Below are 24,645 nucleotides of genomic sequence, written 5' to 3'. Positions count from 1 at the left end.
CCACCGTGCTCGACACCGAGGCCACGCGCGACGCGTACCGCACGACCCTGCCCGCCATCCGCGACTGGGTCGCGTACAAGGTCTGGCAGCTCCGCGTGCCCGGCGTGCAGGTCGCCATCGGCCACCGCGGCGAGGAGCTGTTCTCCGAGGCGTGGGGGTACGCCGACGTCGAGGCCGGCCGGCGCCTGACGACGAACGACCTGTTCCGGATCGCGTCGCACTCCAAGACCTTCACGGCGACCGCGCTGCTGATCCTGGTCGAGCGTGGGGCGCTGCGGCTCGACGACACCGTCGGCACGTACGTCCCGGCGCTCGCGGACGGCGGGTCGCCCATCGCCGACGCAACCGTCCGCGAGCTCATGGAGATGGGCGCGGGCGTGATCCGCGACGGCCACGACGGCGACTACTGGTCGCTCGCGCGGCCGTTCCCGGACCAGGAGGAACTGCTCGCCCTGGTCCTCGACCGCGGACAGAAGGTCCCCGCCGGGTCCTCGTTCAACTACTCGAACCTCGGGTACTCCCTGCTCGGACTCGTGATCGCGGCGGTCTCCGGGCGGAGCTACAACGACTTCGTCCGGCAGGAGATCGTCGAACCGCTGGGCCTGCGGAACACCGGACCCGACTGGGACCCGGCACGGAGCGACGACTTCGTCGTGGGCTACTCCGGCTTCCACACCGCGCGGCACCGGCAGCGCATCGCCCACGTGGACACCCGGGCGATGGCGGCGGCGACGGGCTTCCACGGCACCGCCTCGGACCTGGTCCGGTACTTCTCCGCCCACGTGCTCGGCCAGGGCACGCTGCTGACCGACCACTCGAAGCGCCTGGCGCAGCGGAAGTCGTGGAGCGCCTCGGACGACGACCCGGCTGCCCGTGGCTACGGCGCCGGCTTCATCGTCGACCGCGTCAACGGGCGCGAGGTCCGCGGCCACTCCGGTGGCTTCCCCGGACACATCACGCAGTCGGTCTTCGACCCCGCTTCCGGGCTCGTCGTGTCCGTGATGACGAGTGCCGCCGCGGGGCCAGCGTCGCTGCTGGCGACCGGCATCGTCAACCTGCTCGACGCTGCGGCCGACACCGGAGCGCCCGGCGCCGTCGTCACCGCCGAGCAGGCCGCCCGGTACACGGGCCGGTACGCCAACCCCTGGGGTGTCACCGACATCGTCCGGGTGGGCGACCGACTGCTCGCCGTCGACCCGTCCGGTCCCGACCCGATGGAGTCGCCGACGCGGCTCGAGGTCGTCGACGGCGACACCCTGCGCATGACCCACGGCAACCGGTTCGGCTCCGTCGACGAGGACATCACGTTCGATCGGGATGCCGACGGCACGGTCATCGGGATCCGCGGCAGCGGCGGCATGAGCGAGGCGAAGTGGGCCATCCCGGACGAAGCCCCGGAGGTCGCGGCCGGCCTCGCATAGCCTGGCGCGCACGACGGATCGACGAGGGGACCACCATGACCGACCAGCAGCAGACCACCACGACGGACGACCGCGTCCTGGACCCGGTCCGGCAGGCCTTCGTCGAGGAGTTCGCGCTGATGCTCGGTGAGGGCGCGGGCATGCCGCTGACGGATGCCCGGGTGCTCGGCTACCTCATCATGACCCGCGCGCCCTACTCGTCGTCCTCGGACCTGCAGGCGGCGCTCGGCGCGAGCTCCGGGTCGGTGTCGATGGCCACCCGGCGGCTCGTCGACTCCGGCTTCGTCAAACGCCACACGGTGCCGGGGGAGCGGAGCCACTACTTCCGCGCCGAGACCGACGTGTGGGGGAGCTGGTTGGCGAGCGAGCGGAAGTACCTCGACCGTCAGCGGGACGTGATCGCGCGGGGACTGGCCGTCGTCGAGCAGGACGGTCGGACGGCCGACGGCGACGTCGACGCCCCCGTGCGGGAACGCCTGCGCAACGGCCGCGACTACATGCAGTGGCTGCACGGCCACCACCGGAAGATGCTCGAGGACTGGGAGGCCTTCAAGGCCGACCGCGACTCGACCACCGACGCACCAGGAACAGGACCGTCATGACCGAGCACAGCGCCCACGTCCTCGTCGTCGACCACCTCACCGTCACGTTCGACGTCGAGGGCCAGGTCGTCCGCGCCGTCGACGACGCGTCGTTCAGCGTCCGGCGCGGCGAGGTCGTCGCGGTGGTGGGCGAGTCCGGCTCCGGCAAGAGCATGACCGCGATGACCGCGATGGGCATCGCCCCCGACGGCGCCTCGGCCAGCGGGGCGGTCCGGCTCGCGGGCGTCGACGTCCTGCAGGCCGGAGGAGCGCACCTGCGAGCCGTCCGGGGACGCAGCGTCTCGATGGTCTTCCAAGACCCGTCCGCCGCGCTGAACCCGGTGTTCACGATCGGGTTCCAACTCGCCGAGGCCGTCCGACGCGCCGACCCGTCCGCCACGAAGCCCGACGTCCGTGAGCGCGCGCTCGACCTCCTGCGTGCCGTCGAGGTGCCGGAGCCCGAACGTCGGCTCCGGCAGTACCCGCACGAGCTCTCCGGCGGGCAGTGCCAGCGCGTGATGATCGCGATGGCGCTCGCCGCGGACCCTGATCTGCTGATCGCCGACGAGCCGACGACCGCGCTCGACGTCACCGTGCAGGCCGAGGTCCTCGACGTCCTGCGTCGGCTGCGCGAGCGCACCGGGACCGCGATCCTGCTGATCACGCACGACATGGGCGTCGTCGCCGACCTGGCCGACCGCGTCGTCGTGATGCGCCAGGGTCGCGTGGTCGAGACCGGCGACGCGGTCGCCGTCTTCCGGTCGCCGCAGGACGCCTACACCCGTGAACTGCTGGCAGCGGTCCCGCGCCTGGCGTCGGTCACCGAACGGGAGGCCGTGGTCACCCCCGCCCCGTCCGTCCCGTCCACCGTGCTCGACGTCCAGGACCTGGTGGTCGAGTACGGCGGCGCGCTGCGGCGCCGGTTCCGCGCGGTGGACCAGGTGTCGTTCACCGTCGGCCGTGGCGAGATCGTCGGGCTCGTGGGCGAGTCCGGCAGCGGCAAGACGACGATCGGGCGTGCTGCCGTCGGCCTTGCGCCGATCACGGGCGGAGCGGTCTCGGTCGACGGCGTCGACCTGACCGATGCCGGTCGAGCGGCCCGACGTGCGATGCGTCGACGCGTCGGTGTGGTGTTCCAGAACCCGCTCCGCTCGCTGAACCCGCGGTACACGGTGGGGCAGACCGTCGCCGAACCGCTCCGGCAGATCCTGCGCCTGCCGGCCGCCGAGACGTCCAGACGCGTCGAACGGCTGCTGGCGGACGTGGGCCTGGACGGCGGCTTCCGCGAGCGGTTCCCGCACGAACTCTCCGGCGGCCAACGGCAGCGTGTCGCGATCGCCCGTGCCGTCGCCCTCGATCCCGCGCTGCTCATCGCCGACGAGCCCACGAGCGCACTCGACGTGTCGGTGCAGGCGCGCGTGCTCGACGTCTTCCGCGAACTCCAGGAACGGCTGGGGTTCGCCTGCCTGTTCGTCACGCACGACCTCGCCGTGGTGGACACGCTGTGCGACCGCGTCGTCGTCCTGCACCGCGGCCGGGTGGTCGAGCAGGGATCCCGCGACGACGTCCTGCGCGCGCCGCGAGACCCGTACACCCGACGTCTGGTGCAGGCCGCGCCCGTGCCGGACCCGGAGGAACAGGCGATCCGCCGCGCCGCTCGACTCGCCGCCCTCGTGCCCTGACCGACCCGCATCCCACTCTTCGCCGACCCCGATCCGGACCCGACCCCGACCCCGATCCGGACCCCGGACCCCGACCCCGACCCCGACCCCGACCCCGACTCGACACCATTTCCGTTTCCGCGCGTGGCCGATCTGGTCGGCGATCCTCGGGGATCGCCCACCGGATCGGTCAGCCAGGAAACCGGAAGTGGTCGTCCGGACCGTGCAGTGACCCGAGGGTCGCCTCGACGCGGGCCAGCACGCGGTCCATCGCTGCTCGGGACGAGTAGCCGTGGTCGCGCGCGACGGCCTCGGGGTCGCGGCCGTCGAGCAGGTCGCGGCGGACCTGCAGGGTGCGGAACCAGCGGGCGAAGGCGTCGGGTGCCAGTCCTGTGGCGTCGAGGAACCGCCGTCGGAGCGTGCGCTCGGAGACCCTGCTGTGTGCGGCGAGTTGCGGCACGGACACGCCCGGTCCGGCTCCGGGCAGACGGAGGGTCCCAGCGATGGCGTCGATCGGCCGGGTCAGGCTGTTGTCCCGCAGGACGGGCGGCCGCCAGGCGTCCACGATCGTCACGACGACCACGCGGGCGAGGGCGTCGCGGTGGGGGCCGGGCCAGCGGCGACCGATCTGGTCGTCGATGTGCTGCAGGGCCGACAGCACGTCGGTGTCGGCGTCCGGGCGCCACGCCGTCGAGACGAGGTCGGGCAGCGCGAGCACCTCGCGCATGAGCGGACCGAACGCTGCCGCGCCGTGGTGGACGTCCGTGAACCCGGTCGGCACGCCGAGGTCGAAGTCCGGTGGGGTCACCCGCGGGGGTGGCTGGTCGGGATGCGTGCCCACCCAACGGGGTGCCCCGGGAGCGAGCAGGGCCGCTGTCCCGGGTCGCAGGGGCTCGGCTGCGTCGCCTCGGCCGACCCAGACCGGGCTGGACCGCGTGGCGACCCAGACGTGGTGCCGGGACGCGGGGAACCGGTGGGTCCAGGCGGAGCCGGGGTCGGCCTCCAGTTCGGCGACATGCGTCACCTGCAGGCCGACGGCGTCGACCGCGGCTCGGAGTGCGTCACCCATGCACCCAGGGTGACGGGCGCGACGGAGCCGGACCGACCAGCTGTGGAGAACCGCTCAGCGCACCTCGGCGGTGGACCAGAGGTACCGGGCGCCCTGGGCGACCGGACGGAGCAGCGGACCGGCGAACAGCACGGCTGCCGCCAGGAAACCGATCAGCATCCCGAGCGGAGCGATGACGAACAGCGCTCCGAGCAGCTCCTGGGACGCGTTCGGGACCGCGCCGAACCACGTGACCAGTCCGCCGAGCAGCCACACGATGCCGCCGGCAGCGACGGACCACCCCGTGATGCGCGTCAGGCCGGTGCTGCGCCGTGCGACCAGCACGCCGAACGCGATCAGGAGCGCCTGGGACGCCAGCAGCGCGATGGCCGAGATCGGCCAGAGGCCCAGCGGCACCGGAAGCCACGTCAGGGCGAACAGCACCACGGACAACGCCAGAGCCAGGGTCGTCCGATCGGCCCGTCGCCACGCGCCGAGACCGATCACCACGGCGCACAGGGCGGCGACCACCGCTCCCGTCGCCAGCACTCCGCGGCCCGGGTACCAGGTCGTCAGCGTCGCCAGTCCGGCGACACCGTCCACCGCCGGCAGCAGTGCCGCCACCACCCCGGCCAGTGCGATCAGTCGTTCCCTCGTGCTGTTCCCCATCGGCCCAGGGTAGGGCCAACCCCACCCCGTGTGCGGGAGGGGGCAGGATGGGGGTTCGAGCCGCGTTCCGCGAGGCTCGAGGACATGACCGACACCGACCGACTCGACCAGGCGATCACCGTGCCGCTGGACGACGCCGTACCTCCGGGAGCCACGACACCCATGCCGGCGCACCCCAGCCACGAGCAGCCACAGGCCGCCGCTCCCGAGCCGTCGTCGGCACAGCAGCCGCCGCAGCACCCGGTCCAGCCGCCGCCCACGGCGGGGGAGTTCTACCGTGACGCGTGGCGACGACTGCCCCGCGACGTGGGCTACATGGCCCTCACCGCGGTGCTGCTCTGCACGCTGTACGTCGCGTTCCCGACGGCGGTGTTCGGCGGCGGGTTCCGCGACCTGTTCAACCCGTTCGTGCTGCTGATGTTCTTCGTCGCGCTGTTCGTCGCGCGGTGGCTCGGCCAGTTCGAGCGACTCCGGATGTCCTGGGCCGACCGTCGACCGATCCGGCCCGTCGACTGGACGCCACGCTGGCAGCAGAACTGGTGGACCCGCACCGGCTCGGCCGTCGCGAACCCGCACTACTGGCTGTACCTGTTGCACGCGATCGTCGTCTACCCGCTCGCCGCCCTGGCGACGGTCGGTGCCGGCCTGCTGCTCGTCGCGGGGTTCCTGTGGCCCGTCGCACTCGTCGGCGCGTTCCTGGTGAACAACCTGCGCAGCGGGTACTTCCCCTACGGCTCGGCGACCGTGCTCGGGGTCGGTCTGCTCGGGCTGGTGTCGATGGCGGCGTCGGTGGCCCTGTTCCCGCTGTGGGCACGGGCGTCGGTGCTCGCGCACTACTGGATCGACTTCGGGCTGCTCGGCGGGTTCCGTGCCGAACAGCTCGAGCAGCGGGTGGCGGGGCTGCAGGCCTCCCGTGCCGGTGCGGTGACGGCCGAGGGACAGGCGCTGCGGCAGATCGAACGTGACCTGCACGACGGGCCACAGCAGCGGCTCGTCCGGCTGCGGATGGACCTGGCTGCCGCCGAGCGGGCGTTCGAGAAGGACCCGGTCGGCGCGAAGCGGCTCATCGGCGAGGCGTCCGAGCACGCCCGCGACGCGCTCGACGAGCTCCGGGCGCTCTCGCGGGGGTTCGCACCGCCGATCCTGCTCGACCGCGGACTCGTCGCAGCGCTCGAGGCCCTGGTCGCCCGCACCTCGATCCCGACCGGGCTCGAGATCCGTCTGCCCGAGGGGCTGACCCTCGGGTCCGAGATCCAGCGGAACGTCTACTTCACGGTGTCCGAGCTGCTGACGAACACCGCCAAGCACGCCGGTGCCTCGGCGGCGGGCGTGTACATGGGGCTGATCGTCGACGCGTCGGCGGTGTGGCACCTGACGGTCAGCGTCACGGACGACGGTGTGGGCGGCGCGAGCGTGCGGGAGGGCCACGGCATCGAGGGCCTGATGGGGCGGATGCGCTCCCTGGACGGCGAGCTCACGGTGTCGAGCCCCGAGGGCGGCCCCACCCAGGCCACCGCACGGATCCCGCTCGGCGCACTCAACGGGGTGCCGACGGCACGGTGAGGCGCGCCACTAGTCTGGTGTCATGACCGACGGCCCGGATGCAGCACGCATCCGGGCCGTCGTCGTCGACGATGCGGTGCTCCTGCGCGAAGGCCTGGCGCGGGTGCTCGACGAAGCCGGGATCGACGTCGTCGGACAGCACGCCGACGCCGTCTCGTTCCTGGCCACGCTGCCCCACGACGCACCCGACGTGGTCGTCATGGACGTGCGGATGCCGCCGACGTTCACCGACGAAGGCGTCCGTGCCGCCGTCGAGACCCGTCGGCTCGCGCCCGCGACCGGCGTGCTCCTGCTGTCGCAGTACGTCGAGGCCACCTACGCCGAAGAGCTGCTGGCGTCCTCGTCCGCGGGCATCGGCTACCTGCTGAAGGACCGGGTCACCCGGCTCGAGGAGATCGACGACGCCGTGCGGCGGGTCGCCTCCGGCGGCACCGTGCTCGACCCCGAGGTGGTCACGCAGCTGATGCGCCGCCGCCGTGACCCGCTGCAAGCGCTGACGCCGCGCGAGCGCGAGGTCCTGGGCCTGATGGCCGAGGGCCGGACGAACGCCGCGATCGCCCGGGCGCTGGTGATCGGGACCGGCGCGGTCGAGAAGCACGTGACGAGCATCTTCGGCAAGCTCGCGCTCGAGGACACCGGCGAGGACCACCGCCGCGTGCTCGCCGTCCTCGCGTACCTCGGATGACCCCGCCCACCGACGTCGCACCGGGTGCGAAGCCGCGCGTGCCCGCGCCGCTGCTGTCCCTCGCCGCGATCGTCTCGGTGCAGCTCGGCGCGGCCATCGCGAAGACCCGCTTCGACGAGGTCGGACCGGTCGGCGCGGCCACCCTCCGGCTCGTCCTCGGCGCCGTCGTGCTGGCGCTCGTCGTCCGCCCCCGCGTCCGACACTGGCGACGGGCGCAGTGGCTCGGCGCGCTGGGCCTCGGCGTGGCCCTCGGCGGCATGAACGTGTTCATCTACCTGGCGTTCGCGTCCATCCCGATCGGTGTCGCGGTGACGATCGAGTTCCTCGGACCGCTCTCGCTGTCGCTCGTGCACACCCGGCGGTGGCGCGACGCGCTCTGGGCCGTGCTCGCCCTGGTCGGTGTCGTGCTGCTCGGGGTCGGACCGACTGCCGTGACCGAGCTCGGTGGTGTCGCGTTCGCGGTCGCCGCCGCCGTGTGCTGGGCGGGCTACATCGTGATGAATCGGCACGTCGGCTCGATCATCCCCGGGGTCGACGGCCTGGCCGTGTCGATGCTCGTCGCGATGGTGGTCTCGCTGCCGTTCGGCCTCGGGACCGCGATCACGGGCGTCCGGGCCGACCCGTCACTGCTGGTCCTGTTCGGCGTCGTCGGGGTGCTGTCGAGCGTGCTGCCGTACGCGCTCGAGATGTCGGCGCTGCGACGCATGCCGACCCGGGTGTTCGGCGTGCTGCAGAGTCTCGGCCCGGCGGTCGCGGCCCTTGCGGGGCTGGTCGTGCTGGGCGAGGCGCTCTCGCTCGTCGAGGTGGTCGCGCTCGCCTGTGTGACGGTGGCGAGCGTCGGCGTGACGGTCTACTCGGCGCGGAGGAAGTCCGCGTAGGTGGGTTCGTGCTGCTCGCCCGACAGCAGAGCGGGGTCGTTCACCCGTCGCTCGACGTAGGCGGCGATCACGTCGGGCGGCGTGAGCACGTGTGCCACCCAGGACGGCACGTCGTGGTTCTTCACGGGTGCCTCCTTCCGGTCGGGGGGGGGTGGTGACGGCACGGGACGGATGTCTCGATCGTCGTGATTCTTGCTGAGCCGGGGCGGATCGAACGATCCTCCGTGGTCACCGACGTGTCAATCGGGTGCGCCAAGCGGAGTCCGATGCACGCGCTCTGTCCGCAGAACGCGGTGTTTCACGGCCGATCGCCAGACCCAGGCCTCGGCGTGCTGCCCGAACTGCGCCCACTCCACCAGGACGGCATCGCGCGTCCAGCTCTTCGCGAACGCCTTGACGCGGACGTGGAAGGTCGGGAACTGCACCCATGCCCACACGGGCAGTGGCGTGACCGCATGGCAGACGTCCGGCCCGCGGGCGTCGTCCGACAGGGAGTAGGCGTGCGGACGTTCGACCTCCGGGTGCTCCGGGGGCTGCCACCGGTTCTCGCGACGCCGTCCCACGACGCAATTCGAACGTGTGTTCGAATGCGGCGTCAAGTCCACGCCACCACGACGGGCCGCGATGTGAGTCGGATGCGCGTGTCGCGCGGCGCCCGTCGTCAGTCGCGGATGCGCCCCGTGCTCTCGCGCACGCTCAGCGTCAGGACCGGACCGGGTTCGGACGGCAGCACGTGGTCGGCGTCGATCTGGCGGCGCAGCAGGGTCGCCGCGCGCTGCCCGAGCTCGACGGTGTCGCGCGTCAGCGAGGTGATCGTGGGCCGGACCAGGCGCACCATCGCGGAGTCGTCGAACGACACGATCGACACGTCGCCCGGCACCGCGACGCCCATCTCGCTCGCCACGCCCAGGCCGGCGACCGCCAGCACGTCGTTGTCGAACACGATCGCGGTCGGACGGGTGCGCCGCGACAGCAGCTCACGCGTGGCGGCGGCACCGGTGTCGGCCGCGTAGTCCGTCGGGATCGACACCGTGTCGTCGAGGTCGTGTTCGACGGCGAACGCCCGCAGTCGCTCGATGCGCATCGCGGTGTGCTCGTACTCCGGCAGGCCGGCGACGTGGGCGATGCGCCGGTGGCCGAGGGCGTGCAGGTAGCGCAGGACCTTCTCGGTGGCGTCCGAGTCGTCGATCCAGACGGTGGGCGCAGCGCCCTGGGGTGACGGGTGCGAGCCGACCACCACGGTCGGCATGCCCAGGCGCCCGAGCAGCTGGAGCCGGACGTCGTCGTGCCGTGGGTCGATGACGATCACGCCGTCCACGCGGTGCCCGTTCCACCAGTCGCGGTAGGTCTGCAGCTCTTCGTCGGCATCGCGTGCGACCAGCAGGTTCATGCCGACGTGCGACCCCGCCAGGCCGAGCTGGATGCCGGAGATCAGGTCGCCGAAGAACGACTCGGTGCCGAGCGTGCGGGCCGGTCGGTTCAGCACGAAGCCGATCGAGCCGGCCTTGGCGCCGCCGAGCGCCCGCGCGGCGGTGTGCGGTTGCCAGTCGAGGTCGCGCGCCACGGCACGCACCCTGGCCCGGGTGGCGTCGGAGACGCCGGGGCGGTCGTTGAGCGCGAACGACACCGCACTGATGGACACGCCGGCCTTCGCGGCGATGTCGGCGATCGTCGTCCGACGCTGGATGACCATGACTTGACTATAACGCTTTAGTTGTCCAGAGTCGGCTCCATCACGCAGGACCGGTCGAGCAACACTGAACCGGTTCAGCCCAAACCAACACCAGCACCAACGAACACCAGCACCAACCAACACCAGCACCGACGAGCACCAGCACCACCACACGCACCATCCGCACGCACAAGGGAGTCCGACGCGATGAGAACCACCACCCGCACCACCACGAAGCGAGCACTGGCGCTGCTCGCCGGCGCCGCCGCGACCGCCCTCGTCCTGACCGGCTGCTCGTCGGGCAGCGGTGCCGCAAGCTCCGGCTCGGGGGACATCTCCGGCACGATCACCCTGCAGACGTGGGCGCTCACGCCGACCTACACGGACTACCTCAACGGCGTCGTGAAGGCCTTCGAGCAGCAACACCCGGACGCCAAGGTCAAGCTCGTCGACCAGCCCGGTGACGGCTACGCCGACAAGGTGCTCAGCCAGGCCTCGTCGAACTCGCTGCCGGACGTCATCAACCTGCCGCCGGACATCGCGCTGCCCCTGGCCAAGCGCGGGTTCCTGCAGGACGTCGCCAAGGACGACTCGAAGCTGTCGAGCACCTACGTCAAGGGCGCGCTGGCGGCGTACAACTACAAGGGCGTCGACGGCACGTACGGCTACCCGTGGTACCTCAACACCGACATCGACTACTGGAACAAGTCGATGTTCACGAAGTGCGGGCTCGACCCGAACAGCCCGCCGAAGACCACCGACCAGCTGTTCAGCCAGGCCGAGACGATGCACCAGAACTGCCCGGACGACTACCTGATGAGCCGCAAGCCCGGCCTGAGCGACTTCTCGCTGGCCGGCGTGAAGATCATCAACGACCAGGGCACCAAGTTCACGTTCGCGAACTCGTCCAAGGCGGCCGACCTGATCAGCAAGTACGCCAAGGCCTACAAGGACGGCCTGATGCCCTCGTCGGTCCTGAACACGGACTACCTCGGCAACTCGACCCTGTTCACGCAGGGCAAGGTCGCCTGGACCACCGGTGGCGCGACGGCGATCAGCGACTTCGAGAAGAACAACCCGTCCCTCAAGGGCAACATCGTCGTCTCGCCGGCGCTGGACAACCCGCCGCTGTACGTGCAGGGCCTGTCCGTGTCGAGCAAGTCCAAGCACATCGCCACGGCCGAGGCGCTCGCCGCGTTCATGACGAACGCCAAGAACCAGGAGTCGTTCGCCCACCTGGTGAACATCTTCCCGTCGACCACCTCGTCGCAGTCCGACCCGTTCTTCTCGAAGGACGACGGCACCGTCGAGGCGAAGGCCCGCGTGCTCGCGAACGACGCGCTGAAGACCGCGAAGAACCTCAACCCGGTCGAGGCCAACTCGGCGATGACGGACTTCCTCGACCAGCAGATCGCGCTGGCCATGAAGGGCGGCACCACCCCGAAGCAGGCGCTCGAGACCGCGCAGACCAAGATGAACACCCTGCTGGCGAACGGCTGATGCGCGCCAACCGCTGGTTCACCCCGTGGCTGCTCGTCCTGCCGGCACTCGTCTGGCTGGTCGCGTTCAGCCTCTGGCCGTCGATCAACACCGTCCGGCTGTCGTTCACCAACGCCAGCCCGCTCGGTGGGGTCAGCCGCTGGGTCGGTCTGCAGAACTTCCAGACCCTGCTCGCCGACCCGCAGGTGTGGGAGGCGCTGCTCAACAGCGTCATCTACATGGCGATCTGCCTGCCGCTCCTGACGGTCCTCCCGCTCCTCATGGCCGTGCTCGTGCAGCAGAAGCTGCCCGGCATCGCCTTCTTCCGCACGGCGTACTACACGCCGGTCATCGCCAGCGCGGTGGTCGTCGGGCTGATCTGGAACTGGATCCTCGACGACCGCGGCGTCATCAACGAGATGGTGCAGTCGCTCGGCATCGCGCAGGGCAGCATCCCGTTCCTGACCGACCGGTGGCTGCTGCTGTTCAGCGCGATCAGCCTGACGGTCTGGAAGGGCCTCGGGTACTACATGATCATCTTCCTGGCGGCCCTCGGGAACGTCGGCAAGGAGCTGCACGAGGCCGCGGCACTCGACGGCGCCGGCTCCGTCCGCCGCTTCTGGTCGGTCACGATGCCCGGCGTCCGCGGCACGCTGACCCTCGTCGGGATCCTGGTGTGCGTGAGTGCGCTCCGGGTGTTCAGCGAGCTCTACATCCTGACGAACGGGACGGGCGGCCCCGGCGGCCAGGACAACTCCCTCGTCATGCTCATCCAGCAGTACGCACGGGGGTTCACCGGCAACCTCGGGTACGCGTCCGCGCTGAGCCTCCTGCTCTTCGCCGTGACGCTCATCCCGATGCTCGCCCTCGCGCGGATGAACAGCAAGGCGGACCGATGACGAACACCACCGACACCAGCGAACCCACCCTGGGCGGGGTGCAGGGCACGGCCAGCCCGACGCCGGACGTGACCGGCGCGACGGGCGGAGGGGGAGCCTCCAGGCCGCCCCGCAAGCGACGCCGCGTGGTCTGGGGCGTCATGTCCACCCGCGAGAAGGCCATCCGCTACGTCCTGCTCATCGTGGTGCTGTTCATCACGATCGGCCCGTTCCTCTGGCAGCTCTCCACCTCGCTCAAGGGCCCCGGGGAGGACATCTACACCGCGAACCCGTCGTTCATCCCGAGCCAGCCGACGATCGGCAACTACCTCCGGGTGGGCGACGCGATCCCGGTGTTCGGCTACATCGGCAACTCGCTCATCGTCGCCGCGATCGACGTCATCGGGAACATCGTGTTCGCGACCCTCGCCGGGTTCGCGCTCGCCCGGCTGCAGTGGCGCTTCCGCAAGGCCGTGCTCGGCCTGTTCCTCGCCACGCTCGTGCTCCCCGGCGAGGCGACGATCATCTCCCAGTTCGTCACGGTCAAGGACCTCGGCCTCGCCGACAACCTGGTCGGCGTCGCCCTGCCCGGCATGATCGCGGCGCTCAACGTGCTGCTCATGTTCAACGCGTTCCGGCAGATCCCGGACGAGATCGACCAGGCCGCCGTGATGGACGGCGCGAACGTCTGGCAGCGGCTGCGCTACATCTCGCTGCCGGCGGTGCAGGGGACGATCGCCGTCATCGCGATCTTCTCGTTCATCGGGGCGTGGGACGACTTCCTGTGGCCGCTCATCGTCCTGCAGTCCCCGGACAAGCTCACGCTGACGGTGGGCCTGGAGTACCTGCGCGGCACGTTCGGCACCGACCAGCGCCTGATCGCCGCGGGCACCATGATCGCGTTCATCCCGATCGCCGTGATCTTCGCCGTCCTGCAGCGGTTCTTCTTCAAGGGCGTCGAAGAGGGCGGTGTGAAGGGCTGATGCGCTTCGGTGTCAACTACACGCCATCGGTCGGCTGGTTCCACTCGTGGCTGGACTTCTCGGCGTCGGACACGGCACGCGACCTCGAGGCGATCGCGTCGCTCGGCGCCGACCACGTGCGGGTCTTCCCGCTGTGGCCGGTCGTCCAGCCGAACCGGACGCTCATCCGGCAGCAGGCGCTCGACGACGTCCGCACGGTCGTCGACCTGGCGGGGTCTTTCGGGCTCGACGTCAACGTCGACGCGCTGCAGGGCCACCTGTCGAGCTTCGACTTCCTGCCGTCGTGGCTCGACTCGTGGCACCGGCGCAACATGTTCACCGACCCCGACGTGGTCGCGTCGACCGGCGCCTACGTCCGAGCGCTCGCCGCGGCGGTGGGGGACCGGCCGAACCTGCTCGGGATCACCATCGGCAACGAGGTCAACCAGTTCGCCCACGCCCCGCACCCGTCCCCGCACGGGATCACGCCCGAGCAGGGACACGCGTGGGCGGCAGCGATGGTCGCCGCGGCACGCGACGGACTGGAGGCCCGGCTGCCGTCCGCCGCGTCGCCCGGCGCCGGCAGCGGGTCGCGTCCGGTGCCGCTGGTCACCGTGGCCCAGTACGACGCGGCCTGGTACGACGACGCCCAGCCCTTCGGGCCGGAGCACGCCGCCGACCACGGCGACGCCACGGTCACGCACTCGTGGGTGTTCAACGGCACGGCCGCCGTGCACGGAGCGCTCGGCGCCGGGTCGGTGCGGCACGGCGAGTACCTGCTGCAGCTCGCCGCCGCGTGGAACCACCGCGCGGACCGGCCGAACTGGCTGCAAGAGGTGGGAGCGCCGACGAACGTGGTCGACGTCGCCGACGCCCCGTCGTTCACCGAGCAGACCATCCGGCACGCCCTCGACGTGCAGCACCTGCTCGGCGTCACGTGGTGGTGCTCGCACGACGTGTCCCGGTCGCTCGCGGACTTCCCCGAGCTGGAGTACGACCTCGGCCTGCTGACGAACGACGGGCGCGTGAAGCCCACGGGGGAGCGGTTCCGGGCGATGGCGCAGCAGTTCGGCGGCCGCGCGGCAGACGTCCGCGCGGCCAGGGTTGGCGCCTCCGGCCCGGACGTCGGGCTCGTGCTCGACGACGTGCGCCCCGACGGTTCGCCGGCGTTCGGCGTCCGTGCCGAGTGCGCGCCCGGTGGCCGCTTCGCCGCCGCGTGGCTCGCCCTGGCCGAACAGCACGGGCGCGGCCCCCAGGTCGTGCTGCGCTCGCGGCTGACCGACCGGGCGCTGCTCCAGGCCCGCGGCATCACCACCTGGGTGGACGTCCCCGGTGACGTGCACCATGAACCACGCAGCGTCGCGCACCCCGCGACGATGCCCTGACCGACCCGGCTCACCACCGGACCCGCCACACGCCCCGGAAGGCACCATGCACGACGACATCCCCCTGACCACCGGCCGCGCACGTCGGGTCCTCGACGAGCGCATCACCCCGGCAGTGCACGCCACGGCCGTCCCGCTCGACACCGCGTGGCACGAGCTGCCCGGAGAGCCGATCGCCCCCGCCGAGGGCCTGACGCTGACCTTCGAGCCGTACGACGTCGGCACGACCTGGGGTGCCGCGTGGGGCACGACGTGGTTCCGGCTGCGCGGCACCGTCCCCGACGCGTGGGCCGGCCGACGCGTCGAGGCCGTCATCGACCTGGGCTTCGACCCGAACATGCCGGGCTTCCAGTGCGAGGGGCTCGTGTACCTGGCCGACGGCACCCCGGTGAAGTCGATCAACCCCCGCAACCAGTGGGTCCTGGTCGCCGAACGGGCCGTGGGCGGCGAGACCGTCGAGTTCTTCGTCGAGGCGGCGTCGAACCCCGTGCTGCTCGACTACCACCCCTTCCTCGTCACGCACGAGGGCGACGTGCAGACCGCGTCCTCGAAGAAGCTCTACACCAGCCGCCGGATGGACCTGGCCGTGTTCGAGTCCGAGGTGCACGAACTGGCTCTCGACATCGCCGTGCTGCTCGAACTGCAGGCCGAACTCCCCGAGGGGCCCCGCCGGATGCGGATCCTGCAGGCGCTCGACGACGCCCTCGACGCCCTCGACCTGCAGCACATCGCCGAGACCGCCCCCGATGCCCGCGCCGCGCTCGCCGAGGTGCTGGCCGCGCCCGCCGAGGCCTCGGCGCACCGGATCTCGGCCGTCGGCCACGCCCACATCGACTCCGCGTGGCTGTGGCCGGTGCGCGAGACGATCCGCAAGGTCGCCCGCACCACCTCGACGATGACCGAGCTCATCGACCAGACCGACGACTTCCTGTACGGCATGTCCAGCGCCCAGCAGTACGCGTGGATCAAGGAGCACCGCCCCGAGGTCTACACGCGGGTCAAGGACGCCGTCGCCGCCGGACGGTTCCTGCCGCTCGGCGGGATGTGGGTCGAGTCCGACACGGTGATGCCGACCGGCGAGAGCCTCGTCCGGCAGTTCTCGCAGGGGCAGCGGTTCTTCGAGCGTGAGTTCGGCATCCGGCCCGAGGGCGTGTGGCTGCCCGACAGCTTCGGGTACTCGCCGGCGCTCCCGCAGCTGATGCGCCGCGCGGGCTTCGCGTGGTTCTTCACGCAGAAGATCTCGTGGAACCAGGTGAACAAGTTCCCGCACCACACGTTCCTGTGGGAGGGCATCGACGGGTCGCGCGTGTTCTCGCACTTCCCGTCGATGGACACGTACAACTCGCGTCTGTCCGGGTCCGAGGTCGCCAAGGCCTCACGCCAGTTCCGCGAGAACCGGCTGGCGTCGGGGTCGATCGCCCCGGTCGGCTGGGGTGACGGCGGCGGTGGCACCACCCGTGAGATGACCGGCACGGCCGCCCGGCTCGCCGACCTCGAGGGCAGCGCCCGCGTCACGTGGGAGCACCCCGACGCGTTCTTCGACCGGGCCAAGGCCGAGCTGCCGGACCCGCCCGTGTGGGTCGGGGAGCTCTACCTCGAGCTGCACCGTGCGACGCTGACCAGCCAGCACCAGACCAAGCAGGGCAACCGCCGGAGCGAGCACCTGCTGCTCGAGGCCGAGCTGTGGGCCGCCACCGCAGCCGCGCGCACCGGGTACGAGTACCCCTACGACGAGCTCGACGCGCTGTGGCAGCAGGTGCTGCTGCAGCAGTTCCACGACATCCTGCCCGGCACGTCGATCGCGTGGGTGCACCGCGAAGCGGTCGCGAAGTACGCCGAGGTCGCCGACCGCCTGGAGGCCCTCATCGCGTCCGCCCTGTCGGCCCTCGTCGGTCCCGGGGACGGCACGGTCGTCGTGAACGCGGCCCCGAGCCTCCGGTCCGGTGCTCCCGCACTCGGCGCGACGCGCGCCGAGGACGTCGCACCGGGCGCGCCGGTCACGCTCGAGGACGTCGACGGCGGCGTCGTGCTCACGAACGAGCTCGTCCAGATCACCATCGACGGCCGCGGCCTGGTGACCAGCGCCGTCGACCTGACCACCGGGCGGCAGGCGATCGCGCCCGGGCAGGTCGCGAACCTGCTGCAGCTGCACCAGGACTTCCCGAACATGTGGGACGCCTGGGACGTCGACCGCTACTACCGCAACCGGGTCGAGGACCTGGTGCAGGTGGACGCGCTGACGTCGTCCGTCGACGATGACGGGGTGGCCCGGATCGTCGTGTCGCGCAGCTTCGGGTCGTCGACGCTCACGCAGGAGCTCAGCCTGGCGCCGGGGTCGCGCACCCTCGAGATCGACCAGCGCACCGACTGGCACGAGACCGAGAAGTTCCTCAAGGTGGCGTTCCCGCTCGACGTCCGCGCCGAGCACACCGTCGCCGAGACCCAGTTCGGCGCGCAGAAGCGGGTCACCCACACGAACACCTCGTGGGAGGCTGCCAAGTTCGAGACCTCGATGCACCGCTACGTGCTCGTCGAGGAACCCGGATTCGGCGTCGCGCTCGTGAACGACTCGATCCACGGCTTCGACACCACCCGCGACGCCGTCGACGGACACGTCACGACGACCGTGCGGCTGTCGCTGCTGCGTGCGCCGCGGTTCCCGGACCCCGAGACGGACCAGGGTCTGCAGACGCACCGCTACGGCATGGTGATCGGGACGGACGTCGTCGGTGCGACCACGGCCGGCATCGTGATGAACACCGCGTCGCGCACGGTGTCGGGCGGCAGTGCCTTCGCGCCCCTCGTGCGGGCATCGGGCGACGTCGTGGTGTCGAGCGTGAAGCTCGCCGACGACCGCTCGGGCGACCTGGTCGTGCGCGTGTACGAGCCCGCTGGGCGCCGGGGGACCGGTGGCCTGTCGGTCGACGGACCCTTCGGCGACCCGGTCGAGGTCACCCTGCTCGAGGAGACCGATCCCGCGCTGCCCGGTGTCACGGCGGCCTCCTCGACCGACGGCGGCTGGAGCTTCCCCGTCGACGCGTTCGAGGTCCGTACCTTCCGCTTCCCGCGGAGCTGAACGCCGGACGACGTCCGTCGTCCGGTTCATCACTCGAAGAGGAGTGTCATGAAGAAGTCCATGAAGTCCGTCGTCGTCGCGGCTGTCGCGGCGGTGCTCGCCGGGACGCTCGCGCCAGCGGCTGCCTCGGCTGCGCCCTCGCCGACCGGCCTCGCGCACGGGCACGGTGCCCACCACGGGGTCGGTCACGGCCGGCAGCCGCACGCGGCACCGACCAAGACCGGGCCGACGAGCATCGCGTACGTCGAGGTCAACAACGACCAGCTGTCGAACGTCGGCCGGTACACGCTGGCGAACGGTGCGAACGCGTTCGACGTGGCGATCATCTTCGCCGCGAACATCAACAACCAGGACGGCCGTGCCGTCCTGTACAACAACGAGAACGTGCAGGCCACGCTCGACGCCGCGGCGACACAGATCCGTCCGCTGCAGGCCAAGGGCATCAAGGTGTCGCTGTCGGTCTTGGGCAACCACCAGGGCACCGGCATCGCCAACTTCACCTCGCAGGCCGCGGCGGCCGACTTCGCGTCCCAGGTGGCCGCGACGGTGTCGAAGTACGGCCTCGACGGGGTCGACCTGGACGACGAGTACTCCGACTACGGCGTGAACGGCACCGCGCAGCCGAACGACCAGTCCATCGGCTGGCTGATCAGCGCGCTCCGTGCGGACATGCCCGGCAAGCTCATCTCGTTCTACGACATCGGCCCGGCGTCGACGTCGTTGTCCGCCTCGAGCCCGTCGATCGGGTCGAAGCTCGACTACGCCTGGAACCCGTACTACGGCACGTACTCGGCGCCGTCGATCCCGGGGCTCGGCAAGGACCGACTGTCGGCCGCAGCCGTCGACATCCAGAACACGCCGCAGTCCACCGCGGTGTCGCTCGCGCAGCGGTCGAAGGCCGACGGGTACGGCGTCTTCATGACGTACAACCTGCCGGACGGTGACGTCTCGCCGTACGTGTCGTCGTTCACGAAGGTGCTCTACGGGCAGACGGCGGTCTACCGGTAGGGGCCGCGGCGCTGGTGCGCCGTTGATCGCTCGGTGCGAGGTTCTTTCCTCGCACCGGGCGGTCGCCGGCGCACGGGGTCGCGGCGGTCCTCCGTGGCAGGTGCAGCCGTCGTTGCTCGTCCCTAGGATGCTGGTGACCGGAGGGCGCATGATGACGAACTACTCGCTGCGGCTCGAATGCGCCGCCACGGAGGCCGAGGACATCGAGTCGCACGTCGACGTGATCGCCGAGGCGTTCTTCGACACCGATGGTCTCGACCAGGACATCGCGATCGACCTGTCCCAGCGGACGATGACGTTCTCGCTCGTGGTGGAGGCTCCGAGCGAGATCGATGCACTCGAAGCCGGTATCGGTGCGGTACGCGGAGCCCTGCACGCAGCCGGGCGCGGAACCCCTGCTTGGGAAGACCACTACCGGATGTTGCGACAGGAGATCGAGGCCGAGACGATCCAGGCGGTCTGACACGTGCGCGACGGCCGGACGGACGCGGTGTCGTGGGCCCGCGAGGTACTCGCTGCGCAGGGCGCTGACGTGGTGGCCGTCGAGCAGGTGCGGCAGCGTGCATGGAGCACCGTCTGGCGTGTCCGCACCGGTGACGGTGACCTCTACCTGAAGACCGCGCCCGACGGCGCCGCGATCGAGCCCGCACTGCTCGAGGTGCTCGCGCTCCACGGCGTCCCGCACGTGCAACGCGCGATCGCTGTGCAGGGCAATCACGTGCTGCTGCCGGACGGTGGGCCGATCGTGCGGCTCGCGGATGCGTCCGAGCGGGACGCTGTGTGGCAGCAGGTCATGCGCAACGTCGCGGAGGTCCAGTGGGCGACGGAACCCGCGGCCGCCGACGACCTGGTACGCGCTGGCGTGCCCGACGTGCGTCTCGGGGTGCTTCCGGAGGTCGCTGCTGCGCTCGTGGATCGGTGGGCGCCCGAGCTCCGCAGGGTGCTCCCCATGCTCAGCGACACCGCCGCCGAACTCGACGAGCTCCTGCCGATGGCGACACTCGACCACGGTGACCTGCACACGGGGAACGCCTTCGCGCGGGGCGCCGTGCCGTTCGACTGGGGCGACGGCAGCGTGTCCCACCCGTTCTGCAGCCTGCTGGTCGCCGGGCGAGAGGAAGTACCCGGCGCGGTGGACGCCTACCTCGAGACGTTCTTCGACGAGCCCGGCGTGGCCGCGGACCCGGACGTGCAGCACCTCGTCGGGCTGGCGACCACGCTCGCGGTCGTGCCGCGGGTGCTGAGCTGGCAGCGGGCGATCGACGCCGCCGGCGACGCGATGCCTGCCGCGTACCGTTCCGCCCCGCGCGACTGGCTGCAGACCCTGGACTCGGGGTCAGGGGAAAGTGAGGTGGAGGGGATGACGGGAATCGAACCCGCGTAGCCAGTTTGGAAGACTGGGGCTCTACCATTGAGCTACATCCCCGCGCCTGCGCACGAAGCGCAGCGCAACCACCATACCGGACGAACCACCCCCGATGATCCTGCCCCCACCGGACGTGTCCTCCCAGCGCAGGATCAAGCGCTCCCGGGTCCTGTCGTTCGTGCTCGTCGCCCTGGCCGCGGTCGTCCTGTCGCTGCGTCCGGAGCTGTTCGGGGACCCGCAGACCCAGCCGGCGCACGCGCTGCTGCACGTGTGGCGGATCGTCATCGGACTCGTGCTCGCCCTGGCCGCACTCGGGGTACAGGTCGCCGTCGGGGTGCGGTGGCGCCGGAGTTTGCACACACCCGAGGGTCCTCCCGGGAACCAGCCACCTGCGGACCGCTAGACTCATCGGCGTCGCATGCGCCCTACCGGTGTGCGCGAGCACCCTGGCCCAGTCAAACGGGGCGTAGCTCAGCTTGGTAGAGCGCCCGCTTTGGGAGCGGGAGGTCGCAGGTTCGAATCCTGTCGCCCCGACCAGGACACACCACCGACAACCATCAGGAGATTCCCCCTTGGCCAACAGCACCGTCGACAAGGTGAGCGAGACCCGCGTCAAGCTCACGGTGAACGTGACGCCGGAAGAGCTCAAGCCGAGCATCGACCACGCGTACAAGCACATCGCCGAGCAGATCAACATCCCCGGCTTCCGCAAGGGCAAGGTCCCGCCGGCGATCGTCGACCAGCGTGTCGGCCGCGGCGAGGTCCTGAACCACGCCGTCAGCGACGCGATCGACACCTTCTACCGCCAGGCGATCGACGAGCAGGAACTGCGCATCCTCGGCCGTGCCGAAGCCGACGTCGCCGAGCTGCCGAACGTCAACGACTTCACCGGCGACCTCGTCCTCACCTTCGAGGTGGACGTCCGTCCCGAGTTCGACCTGCCCGACTACAGCTCCTACGAGCTGACCGTCGACGCGGTCGAGGTCTCCGACGACGAGATCGACGAAGAGCTGCAGAACCTCCGCACGCGCTTCGGCACCCTCGTCACGGTCGACCGTCCGGCGACCAAGGGCGACTTCGCCCAGATCGACCTGACCGCCACCATCGGTGACGACGAGGTCGACTCGGCCACCGGCGTCTCCTACGAGCTCGGCTCGGGCGACCTGCTCGAGGGCATCGACGAGGCACTCGAGTCCCTGACCGCCGGCGAGTCCACCACGTTCGAGTCCACGCTGGTCGGTGGCGACCGCGAGGGCGAGACCGCGCAGATCACCGTCACCGTCACCGCCGTCAAGGAGCGCGAGCTCCCCGAGGCCGACGACGAGTTCGCGCAGATCGCCAGCCAGTTCGACACCATCGACGAGCTCAAGGGTGACCTCAAGGAGCAGATCGCGAAGTCCAAGACCTTCGGTCAGGGCGCTGCGGCTCGCGACAAGCTCGTCGAGAAGCTGCTCGAGGACGTGAACATCCCGATCTCCGAAAAGCTCATCGAGGACGAGGTCCACCGTCACCTCGAGCAGGAGAACCGCCTCGAGGACGACGAGCACCGCAAGGAAGTCGCCGAGTCCAGCGAGACCGCCTTCCGCTCGCAGATCCTGCTCGACTCCATCGCCGAGAAGGAGTCGATCCAGGTCTCGCAGGAAGAGCTCACGCAGTACCTGATCCAGGCCGCCGCGCAGTACGGCATGGAGCCGGGCGAGTTCATCAAGGTGATCGACCAGAACGGCCAGATCCCCGGCATGGTCGGCGAGGTCGCTCGGTCCAAGGCCGTCGCCACCGTGCTGGCCCAGGTCACGGTCAAGGACACCAACGGCGAGCCCGTCGACCTGTCCGCGTTCACCGCGGGCGTCGCGCAGCAGCCGACCACGGTCGACGCCGAGTAGTCACGCTCCCGACGCAACCGCGTCACACACAGGAGGCGCGGTGCCAGCTGGCACCGCGCCTCCTGTGTGTTCCGGCCGCGTTTCCCGCGACCCGCACAGCCGACAGCGAACAGGCGCGAACTGGTGCGTTGCAACCGATAAGTTCGACATCAAGCGACAACTGAACGGGAGCTTTTCCATGGCCGAAGCAACACTGAACCCCAGTGTTTTTGACCGCCTTCTGAGAGACCGGATCGTGTGGCTCGGCTCCGAGGTCCGCGACGACAACTCGAACGAGATCGCAGCCAAGCTGCTGCTGCTCGCCGCCGAGGACCCTGAGAAGGACATCTACCTCTACATCAACTCGCCCGGTGGTTCGATCACCGCCGGCATGGCGATCTACGACACGATGCAGTTCGTGCCGAACGACATCGTCACGGTGGGCATCGGCCTCGCCGCGTCGATGGGACAGTTCCTGCTGTCCTCCGGCACCCCGGGCAAGCGGTACATCACGCCGAACGCCCGCGTGCTGCTGCACCAGCCGTCCGGTGGCTTCGGCGGGACCGCCGCGGACATCCAGACGCAGGCCAAGGTCATCCTCGACATGAAGCAGCGGATGGCCGAGCTGACGGCTGAGCAGACCGGCAAGACGGTCGCCCAGGTCCTCAAGGACAACGACCGTGACAACTGGTTCACGGCGCAGGAAGCGCTCGACTACGGCTTCGTCGACCACCTCCGCGCATCGAGCGCCGAGGTCATCGGCGGTGGCGGCACCGTCAGCGACGGCGAGACGCAGACCCCCGCGGCCGACCCCGACGCCCAGTCCTGACCCCCACCGAAGAAAAGGAAACGAGAATGCATCTCCCCATGCTCGGTGGCGCGCAGAACGTCCCGGCTCCCTCTGATCGGTACATCCTCCCGAGCTTCGAAGAGCGCACGGCCTACGGCTACAAGCGGCAGGACCCGTACGCGAAGCTGTTCGAGGACCGCATCGTGTTCCTCGGCGTGCAGGTCGACGACGCGTCGGCCGACGACGTCATGGCCCAGCTGCTCGTGCTCGAGTCGATGGACCCCGACCGCGACATCGTGATGTACATCAACTCGCCCGGTGGCTCGTTCACCGCGATGACGGCGATCTACGACACGATGCAGTACATCCGTCCGCAGATCCAGACGGTCTGCCTCGGCCAGGCTGCCTCGGCCGCGTCGGTGCTGCTGGCTGCCGGCACCCCCGGCAAGCGTCTGGCGCTGCCGAACGCCCGCGTGCTCATCCACCAGCCCGCGACCCAGCAGGGTGGCGGTCAGGCGTCCGACATCGAGATCCAGGCGGCGGAGATCCTCCGTATGCGCACCTGGCTCGAGGAGACGCTGTCGAAGCACTCCAACAAGACGCCTGAGCAGGTCAACCACGACATCGAGCGCGACAAGATCATGTCCGCTGCCGAAGCCGTGGAGTACGGCCTGATCGACCAGGTCCTGACGAGCCGGAAGAACCTGCCGGCACTCGTCAAGTAGCGCAACGCACGAAGGCCCCGCACCGATCTGGTGCGGGGCCTTCGTCGTGCGTGGGGCAGTGGCGGGCGGGCCGGCGGGCCGGCGGGCCGGCGGGCGGTGGGGCGGTGGGTCGGGACGCCTGCGGCGCTGGTCGACTGGTCACGACACCCCGTCGGTCGAGCGCCGGCCGGTCGGGAATCGTCGGTCGGCGGGGCCGGCAGCGACGATCACCGACCGGTGGACGAACGTGAGCGGGGTGTTGTGACCGTTGAGGCGTCGGGGTCGTCAGGCGTCGGGGTCGTCGGTGTCGTGACTGGTCAGTCGGTGTCGTCGGTGTCGGCCTCGGGCGCGGGACGGCGCCGCACGAGCAGCAGCACCCCGACGATCGCCGCGACGACGACCAGCCCGCCAGCGCCGATGAACAGTGCGTCGGACGCGGGGGAGTCCCCACTGCCGGATGCCGTGCCCGTCGTGCTGTCGGACGACGCGGTCGACCCCGCGGCCGCGCACGTCGGGGGCTTCGCCGAGCCCGTCGCCGGGGTGGACCCGGACGGGGCCTTCCACGTGAACGCGTACTCGTCCGACACGGTGTGCCCGTCCGCCGAGACGATCTGCCACTCGACCCGGTACTTCCCCGAGGCGCCGAGCGAGGCCTTCGTGGTCATCGATGGACCGTCGATCGCGACGCAGCCGTCCTCGTAGTACCGATCGTCCGGCCCGACGATGCGGTAGGCGAACCCGGATCCGGTGCCGCCGATGTCGAGCAGCTTGTCGTTCGTGGTGATCTCGAACGCCTTCGGCAGCGACGTCAGCGTGCCGTCGACCGCGGGGGTCGACGCGATCATGTAGTTGTGGGCACTCGCCGGACCGGCGAGCCCGAAGACGGCACCACCGACGGCCAGGAGGATCGTGGCGGCGCCCGCCACGATCCTCCTGGCCGGTGCGTGCCGGCGACCG

At 70.6% G+C, this 24,645-nt stretch carries 23 protein-coding genes and 2 tRNA genes; 19 read left to right on the top strand and 6 right to left on the bottom strand.

Annotated elements, in window-relative coordinates; genetic code table 11:
* Nucleotides 1-5: 5 nt before the first annotated feature.
* The 3 genes from ACLBWP_RS16200 to ACLBWP_RS16190 are packed head-to-tail and all read left to right on the top strand — an operon-like array spanning nt 6 to nt 3,684.
* Nucleotides 6-1,421, top strand: coding sequence for a serine hydrolase (locus ACLBWP_RS16200; RefSeq protein ID WP_447655927.1), 1,416 nt, complete (start codon nt 6-8; stop codon nt 1,419-1,421).
* Between the two features lie 35 nt (nt 1,422-1,456).
* A complete protein-coding gene (locus ACLBWP_RS16195; protein ID WP_447655926.1) occupies nt 1,457-2,023 on the top strand; it encodes a GbsR/MarR family transcriptional regulator in 567 nt (188 codons plus the stop codon).
* Nucleotides 2,020-3,684: a dipeptide ABC transporter ATP-binding protein gene (locus ACLBWP_RS16190; protein WP_447655925.1), complete on the top strand. Its 1,665-nt coding sequence runs from the start codon at nt 2,020-2,022 to the stop codon at nt 3,682-3,684. The genes ACLBWP_RS16195 and ACLBWP_RS16190 overlap by 4 nt, the downstream gene beginning before the upstream one ends.
* Nucleotides 3,685-3,853: 169 nt before the next feature.
* Here the strand turns inward: ACLBWP_RS16190 and ACLBWP_RS16185 are convergent, their stop codons facing one another.
* Together ACLBWP_RS16185 and ACLBWP_RS16180 are read right to left on the bottom strand one after the other, a co-directional pair.
* Entirely contained in the window at nt 3,854-4,732 is an 879-nt protein-coding gene (locus ACLBWP_RS16185) for a helix-turn-helix domain-containing protein (protein WP_447655924.1), read from the bottom strand.
* A 54-nt stretch (nt 4,733-4,786) separates the two neighbouring features.
* Complete coding sequence (locus ACLBWP_RS16180; protein WP_243561203.1) at nt 4,787-5,380, bottom strand: hypothetical protein; 594 nt, start codon at nt 5,378-5,380, stop codon at nt 4,787-4,789.
* 84 nt (nt 5,381-5,464) lie between these two features.
* On the opposite strand from ACLBWP_RS16180, the gene ACLBWP_RS16175 reads away from it, so the two are divergent.
* From ACLBWP_RS16175 to ACLBWP_RS16165, 3 genes are read left to right on the top strand one after another with little or no spacing between them, the layout of a single operon-like run.
* Nucleotides 5,465-6,943 (top strand): sensor histidine kinase, encoded by a 1,479-nt coding sequence (locus ACLBWP_RS16175; protein WP_243561202.1) that lies wholly within the window; start codon nt 5,465-5,467, stop codon nt 6,941-6,943.
* A gap of 22 nt (nt 6,944-6,965) precedes the next feature.
* The gene (locus ACLBWP_RS16170) at nt 6,966-7,628 is read left to right on the top strand and encodes a response regulator transcription factor (RefSeq protein ID WP_243561201.1); all 663 of its coding nucleotides are present in this window, start codon (nt 6,966-6,968) and stop codon (nt 7,626-7,628) included.
* A complete protein-coding gene (locus ACLBWP_RS16165) occupies nt 7,625-8,506 on the top strand; it encodes an EamA family transporter (RefSeq protein WP_447655923.1) in 882 nt (293 codons plus the stop codon). Before ACLBWP_RS16170 ends, ACLBWP_RS16165 begins: the two co-directional genes overlap by 4 nt.
* On the opposite strand, the gene ACLBWP_RS16160 is transcribed toward ACLBWP_RS16165, so the two are convergent.
* Together ACLBWP_RS16160 and ACLBWP_RS16155 are read right to left on the bottom strand one after the other, a co-directional pair.
* Nucleotides 8,479-8,631 (bottom strand): hypothetical protein, encoded by a 153-nt coding sequence (locus ACLBWP_RS16160; protein WP_243561199.1) that lies wholly within the window; start codon nt 8,629-8,631, stop codon nt 8,479-8,481. The two genes, ACLBWP_RS16165 and ACLBWP_RS16160, sit on opposite strands and share 28 nt — an antisense overlap.
* A gap of 536 nt (nt 8,632-9,167) precedes the next feature.
* Complete coding sequence (locus ACLBWP_RS16155) at nt 9,168-10,199, bottom strand: LacI family DNA-binding transcriptional regulator (RefSeq protein ID WP_447655922.1); 1,032 nt, start codon at nt 10,197-10,199, stop codon at nt 9,168-9,170.
* 186 nt (nt 10,200-10,385) lie between these two features.
* Between ACLBWP_RS16155 and ACLBWP_RS16150 the strand changes: the two genes are divergently transcribed.
* From ACLBWP_RS16150 to ACLBWP_RS16115, 8 genes are all read left to right on the top strand, one after another.
* Nucleotides 10,386-11,678, top strand: a complete 1,293-nt coding sequence (locus ACLBWP_RS16150; RefSeq protein ID WP_447655921.1) for an ABC transporter substrate-binding protein — start codon at nt 10,386-10,388, stop codon at nt 11,676-11,678.
* Complete coding sequence (locus ACLBWP_RS16145; RefSeq protein WP_447655920.1) at nt 11,678-12,556, top strand: carbohydrate ABC transporter permease; 879 nt, start codon at nt 11,678-11,680, stop codon at nt 12,554-12,556. Before ACLBWP_RS16150 ends, ACLBWP_RS16145 begins: the two co-directional genes overlap by 1 nt.
* A complete protein-coding gene (locus ACLBWP_RS16140; RefSeq protein WP_447655919.1) occupies nt 12,553-13,518 on the top strand; it encodes a carbohydrate ABC transporter permease in 966 nt (321 codons plus the stop codon). Before ACLBWP_RS16145 ends, ACLBWP_RS16140 begins: the two co-directional genes overlap by 4 nt.
* Complete coding sequence (locus ACLBWP_RS16135; RefSeq protein WP_447655918.1) at nt 13,518-14,882, top strand: glycoside hydrolase 5 family protein; 1,365 nt, start codon at nt 13,518-13,520, stop codon at nt 14,880-14,882. The genes ACLBWP_RS16140 and ACLBWP_RS16135 overlap by 1 nt, the downstream gene beginning before the upstream one ends.
* 46 nt (nt 14,883-14,928) lie before the next feature.
* Nucleotides 14,929-17,958 (top strand): alpha-mannosidase, encoded by a 3,030-nt coding sequence (locus ACLBWP_RS16130; protein ID WP_447655917.1) that lies wholly within the window; start codon nt 14,929-14,931, stop codon nt 17,956-17,958.
* Nucleotides 17,959-18,006: 48 nt separating this feature from the next.
* Nucleotides 18,007-18,966 (top strand): endo-beta-N-acetylglucosaminidase H, encoded by a 960-nt coding sequence (locus tag ACLBWP_RS16125; RefSeq protein WP_447655916.1) that lies wholly within the window; start codon nt 18,007-18,009, stop codon nt 18,964-18,966.
* Between the two features lie 133 nt (nt 18,967-19,099).
* On the top strand, nt 19,100-19,429 hold the full coding sequence (locus ACLBWP_RS16120) for a hypothetical protein (RefSeq protein ID WP_447655915.1): 330 nt from the start codon (nt 19,100-19,102) through the stop codon (nt 19,427-19,429).
* 3 nt (nt 19,430-19,432) lie between these two features.
* A complete protein-coding gene (locus ACLBWP_RS16115) occupies nt 19,433-20,350 on the top strand; it encodes a hypothetical protein (protein ID WP_447655914.1) in 918 nt (305 codons plus the stop codon).
* On the opposite strand, the gene ACLBWP_RS16110 is transcribed toward ACLBWP_RS16115, so the two are convergent.
* Nucleotides 20,319-20,392 (bottom strand) — tRNA-Gly (locus tag ACLBWP_RS16110). The two genes, ACLBWP_RS16115 and ACLBWP_RS16110, sit on opposite strands and share 32 nt — an antisense overlap.
* Nucleotides 20,393-20,444: 52 nt before the next feature.
* On the opposite strand from ACLBWP_RS16110, the gene ACLBWP_RS16105 reads away from it, so the two are divergent.
* From ACLBWP_RS16105 to ACLBWP_RS16085, 5 genes are all read left to right on the top strand, one after another.
* Nucleotides 20,445-20,735, top strand: a complete 291-nt coding sequence (locus ACLBWP_RS16105) for a hypothetical protein (RefSeq protein WP_447655913.1) — start codon at nt 20,445-20,447, stop codon at nt 20,733-20,735.
* Between the two features lie 57 nt (nt 20,736-20,792).
* Nucleotides 20,793-20,869, top strand: a tRNA-Pro gene (locus ACLBWP_RS16100).
* Nucleotides 20,870-20,904: 35 nt separating this feature from the next.
* Nucleotides 20,905-22,215, top strand: a complete 1,311-nt coding sequence (tig, locus tag ACLBWP_RS16095) for a trigger factor (protein ID WP_447655912.1) — start codon at nt 20,905-20,907, stop codon at nt 22,213-22,215.
* 178 nt (nt 22,216-22,393) lie between these two features.
* Nucleotides 22,394-23,023 carry an ATP-dependent Clp protease proteolytic subunit gene (locus ACLBWP_RS16090; protein ID WP_447655911.1) on the top strand — a complete coding sequence of 210 codons (630 nt, stop codon included), beginning with the start codon at nt 22,394-22,396 and terminating at the stop codon, nt 23,021-23,023.
* A gap of 26 nt (nt 23,024-23,049) precedes the next feature.
* Nucleotides 23,050-23,709 (top strand): ATP-dependent Clp protease proteolytic subunit, encoded by a 660-nt coding sequence (locus ACLBWP_RS16085; RefSeq protein WP_243564370.1) that lies wholly within the window; start codon nt 23,050-23,052, stop codon nt 23,707-23,709.
* Between the two features lie 296 nt (nt 23,710-24,005).
* On the opposite strand, the gene ACLBWP_RS16080 is transcribed toward ACLBWP_RS16085, so the two are convergent.
* Entirely contained in the window at nt 24,006-24,614 is a 609-nt protein-coding gene (locus ACLBWP_RS16080) for a copper resistance CopC family protein (protein ID WP_447655910.1), read from the bottom strand.
* Nucleotides 24,615-24,645 lie beyond the last annotated feature (31 nt).

It is taken from the genome of Microbacterium sp. M1A1_1b, assembly GCF_053345565.1.
This window is presented reverse-complemented; position numbering and strand designations above follow the sequence as displayed.

What these genes read in the sequence shown, in the direction of transcription:
- ACLBWP_RS16170 (WP_243561201.1), top strand. Translation starts at nt 6,966, where the DNA reads ATGACCGACGGCCCGGATGCAGCACGCATCCGGGCCGTCGTCGTCGAC.
- ACLBWP_RS16190 (WP_447655925.1), top strand. Translation starts at nt 2,020, where the DNA reads ATGACCGAGCACAGCGCCCACGTCCTCGTCGTCGACCACCTCACCGTC.
- ACLBWP_RS16125 (WP_447655916.1), top strand. Translation starts at nt 18,007, where the DNA reads ATGAAGAAGTCCATGAAGTCCGTCGTCGTCGCGGCTGTCGCGGCGGTG.
- ACLBWP_RS16090 (WP_447655911.1), top strand. Translation starts at nt 22,394, where the DNA reads ATGGCCGAAGCAACACTGAACCCCAGTGTTTTTGACCGCCTTCTGAGA.
- ACLBWP_RS16105 (WP_447655913.1), top strand. Translation starts at nt 20,445, where the DNA reads ATGATCCTGCCCCCACCGGACGTGTCCTCCCAGCGCAGGATCAAGCGC.
- ACLBWP_RS16130 (WP_447655917.1), top strand. Translation starts at nt 14,929, where the DNA reads ATGCACGACGACATCCCCCTGACCACCGGCCGCGCACGTCGGGTCCTC.
- ACLBWP_RS16180 (WP_243561203.1), bottom strand. Translation starts at nt 5,380, where the DNA reads ATGGGGAACAGCACGAGGGAACGACTGATCGCACTGGCCGGGGTGGTG.
- ACLBWP_RS16150 (WP_447655921.1), top strand. Translation starts at nt 10,386, where the DNA reads ATGAGAACCACCACCCGCACCACCACGAAGCGAGCACTGGCGCTGCTC.
- ACLBWP_RS16185 (WP_447655924.1), bottom strand. Translation starts at nt 4,732, where the DNA reads ATGGGTGACGCACTCCGAGCCGCGGTCGACGCCGTCGGCCTGCAGGTG.
- ACLBWP_RS16155 (WP_447655922.1), bottom strand. Translation starts at nt 10,199, where the DNA reads ATGGTCATCCAGCGTCGGACGACGATCGCCGACATCGCCGCGAAGGCC.
- ACLBWP_RS16140 (WP_447655919.1), top strand. Translation starts at nt 12,553, where the DNA reads ATGACGAACACCACCGACACCAGCGAACCCACCCTGGGCGGGGTGCAG.
- ACLBWP_RS16085 (WP_243564370.1), top strand. Translation starts at nt 23,050, where the DNA reads ATGCATCTCCCCATGCTCGGTGGCGCGCAGAACGTCCCGGCTCCCTCT.
- ACLBWP_RS16135 (WP_447655918.1), top strand. Translation starts at nt 13,518, where the DNA reads ATGCGCTTCGGTGTCAACTACACGCCATCGGTCGGCTGGTTCCACTCG.
- ACLBWP_RS16195 (WP_447655926.1), top strand. Translation starts at nt 1,457, where the DNA reads ATGACCGACCAGCAGCAGACCACCACGACGGACGACCGCGTCCTGGAC.
- ACLBWP_RS16175 (WP_243561202.1), top strand. Translation starts at nt 5,465, where the DNA reads ATGACCGACACCGACCGACTCGACCAGGCGATCACCGTGCCGCTGGAC.
- ACLBWP_RS16145 (WP_447655920.1), top strand. Translation starts at nt 11,678, where the DNA reads ATGCGCGCCAACCGCTGGTTCACCCCGTGGCTGCTCGTCCTGCCGGCA.
- ACLBWP_RS16165 (WP_447655923.1), top strand. Translation starts at nt 7,625, where the DNA reads ATGACCCCGCCCACCGACGTCGCACCGGGTGCGAAGCCGCGCGTGCCC.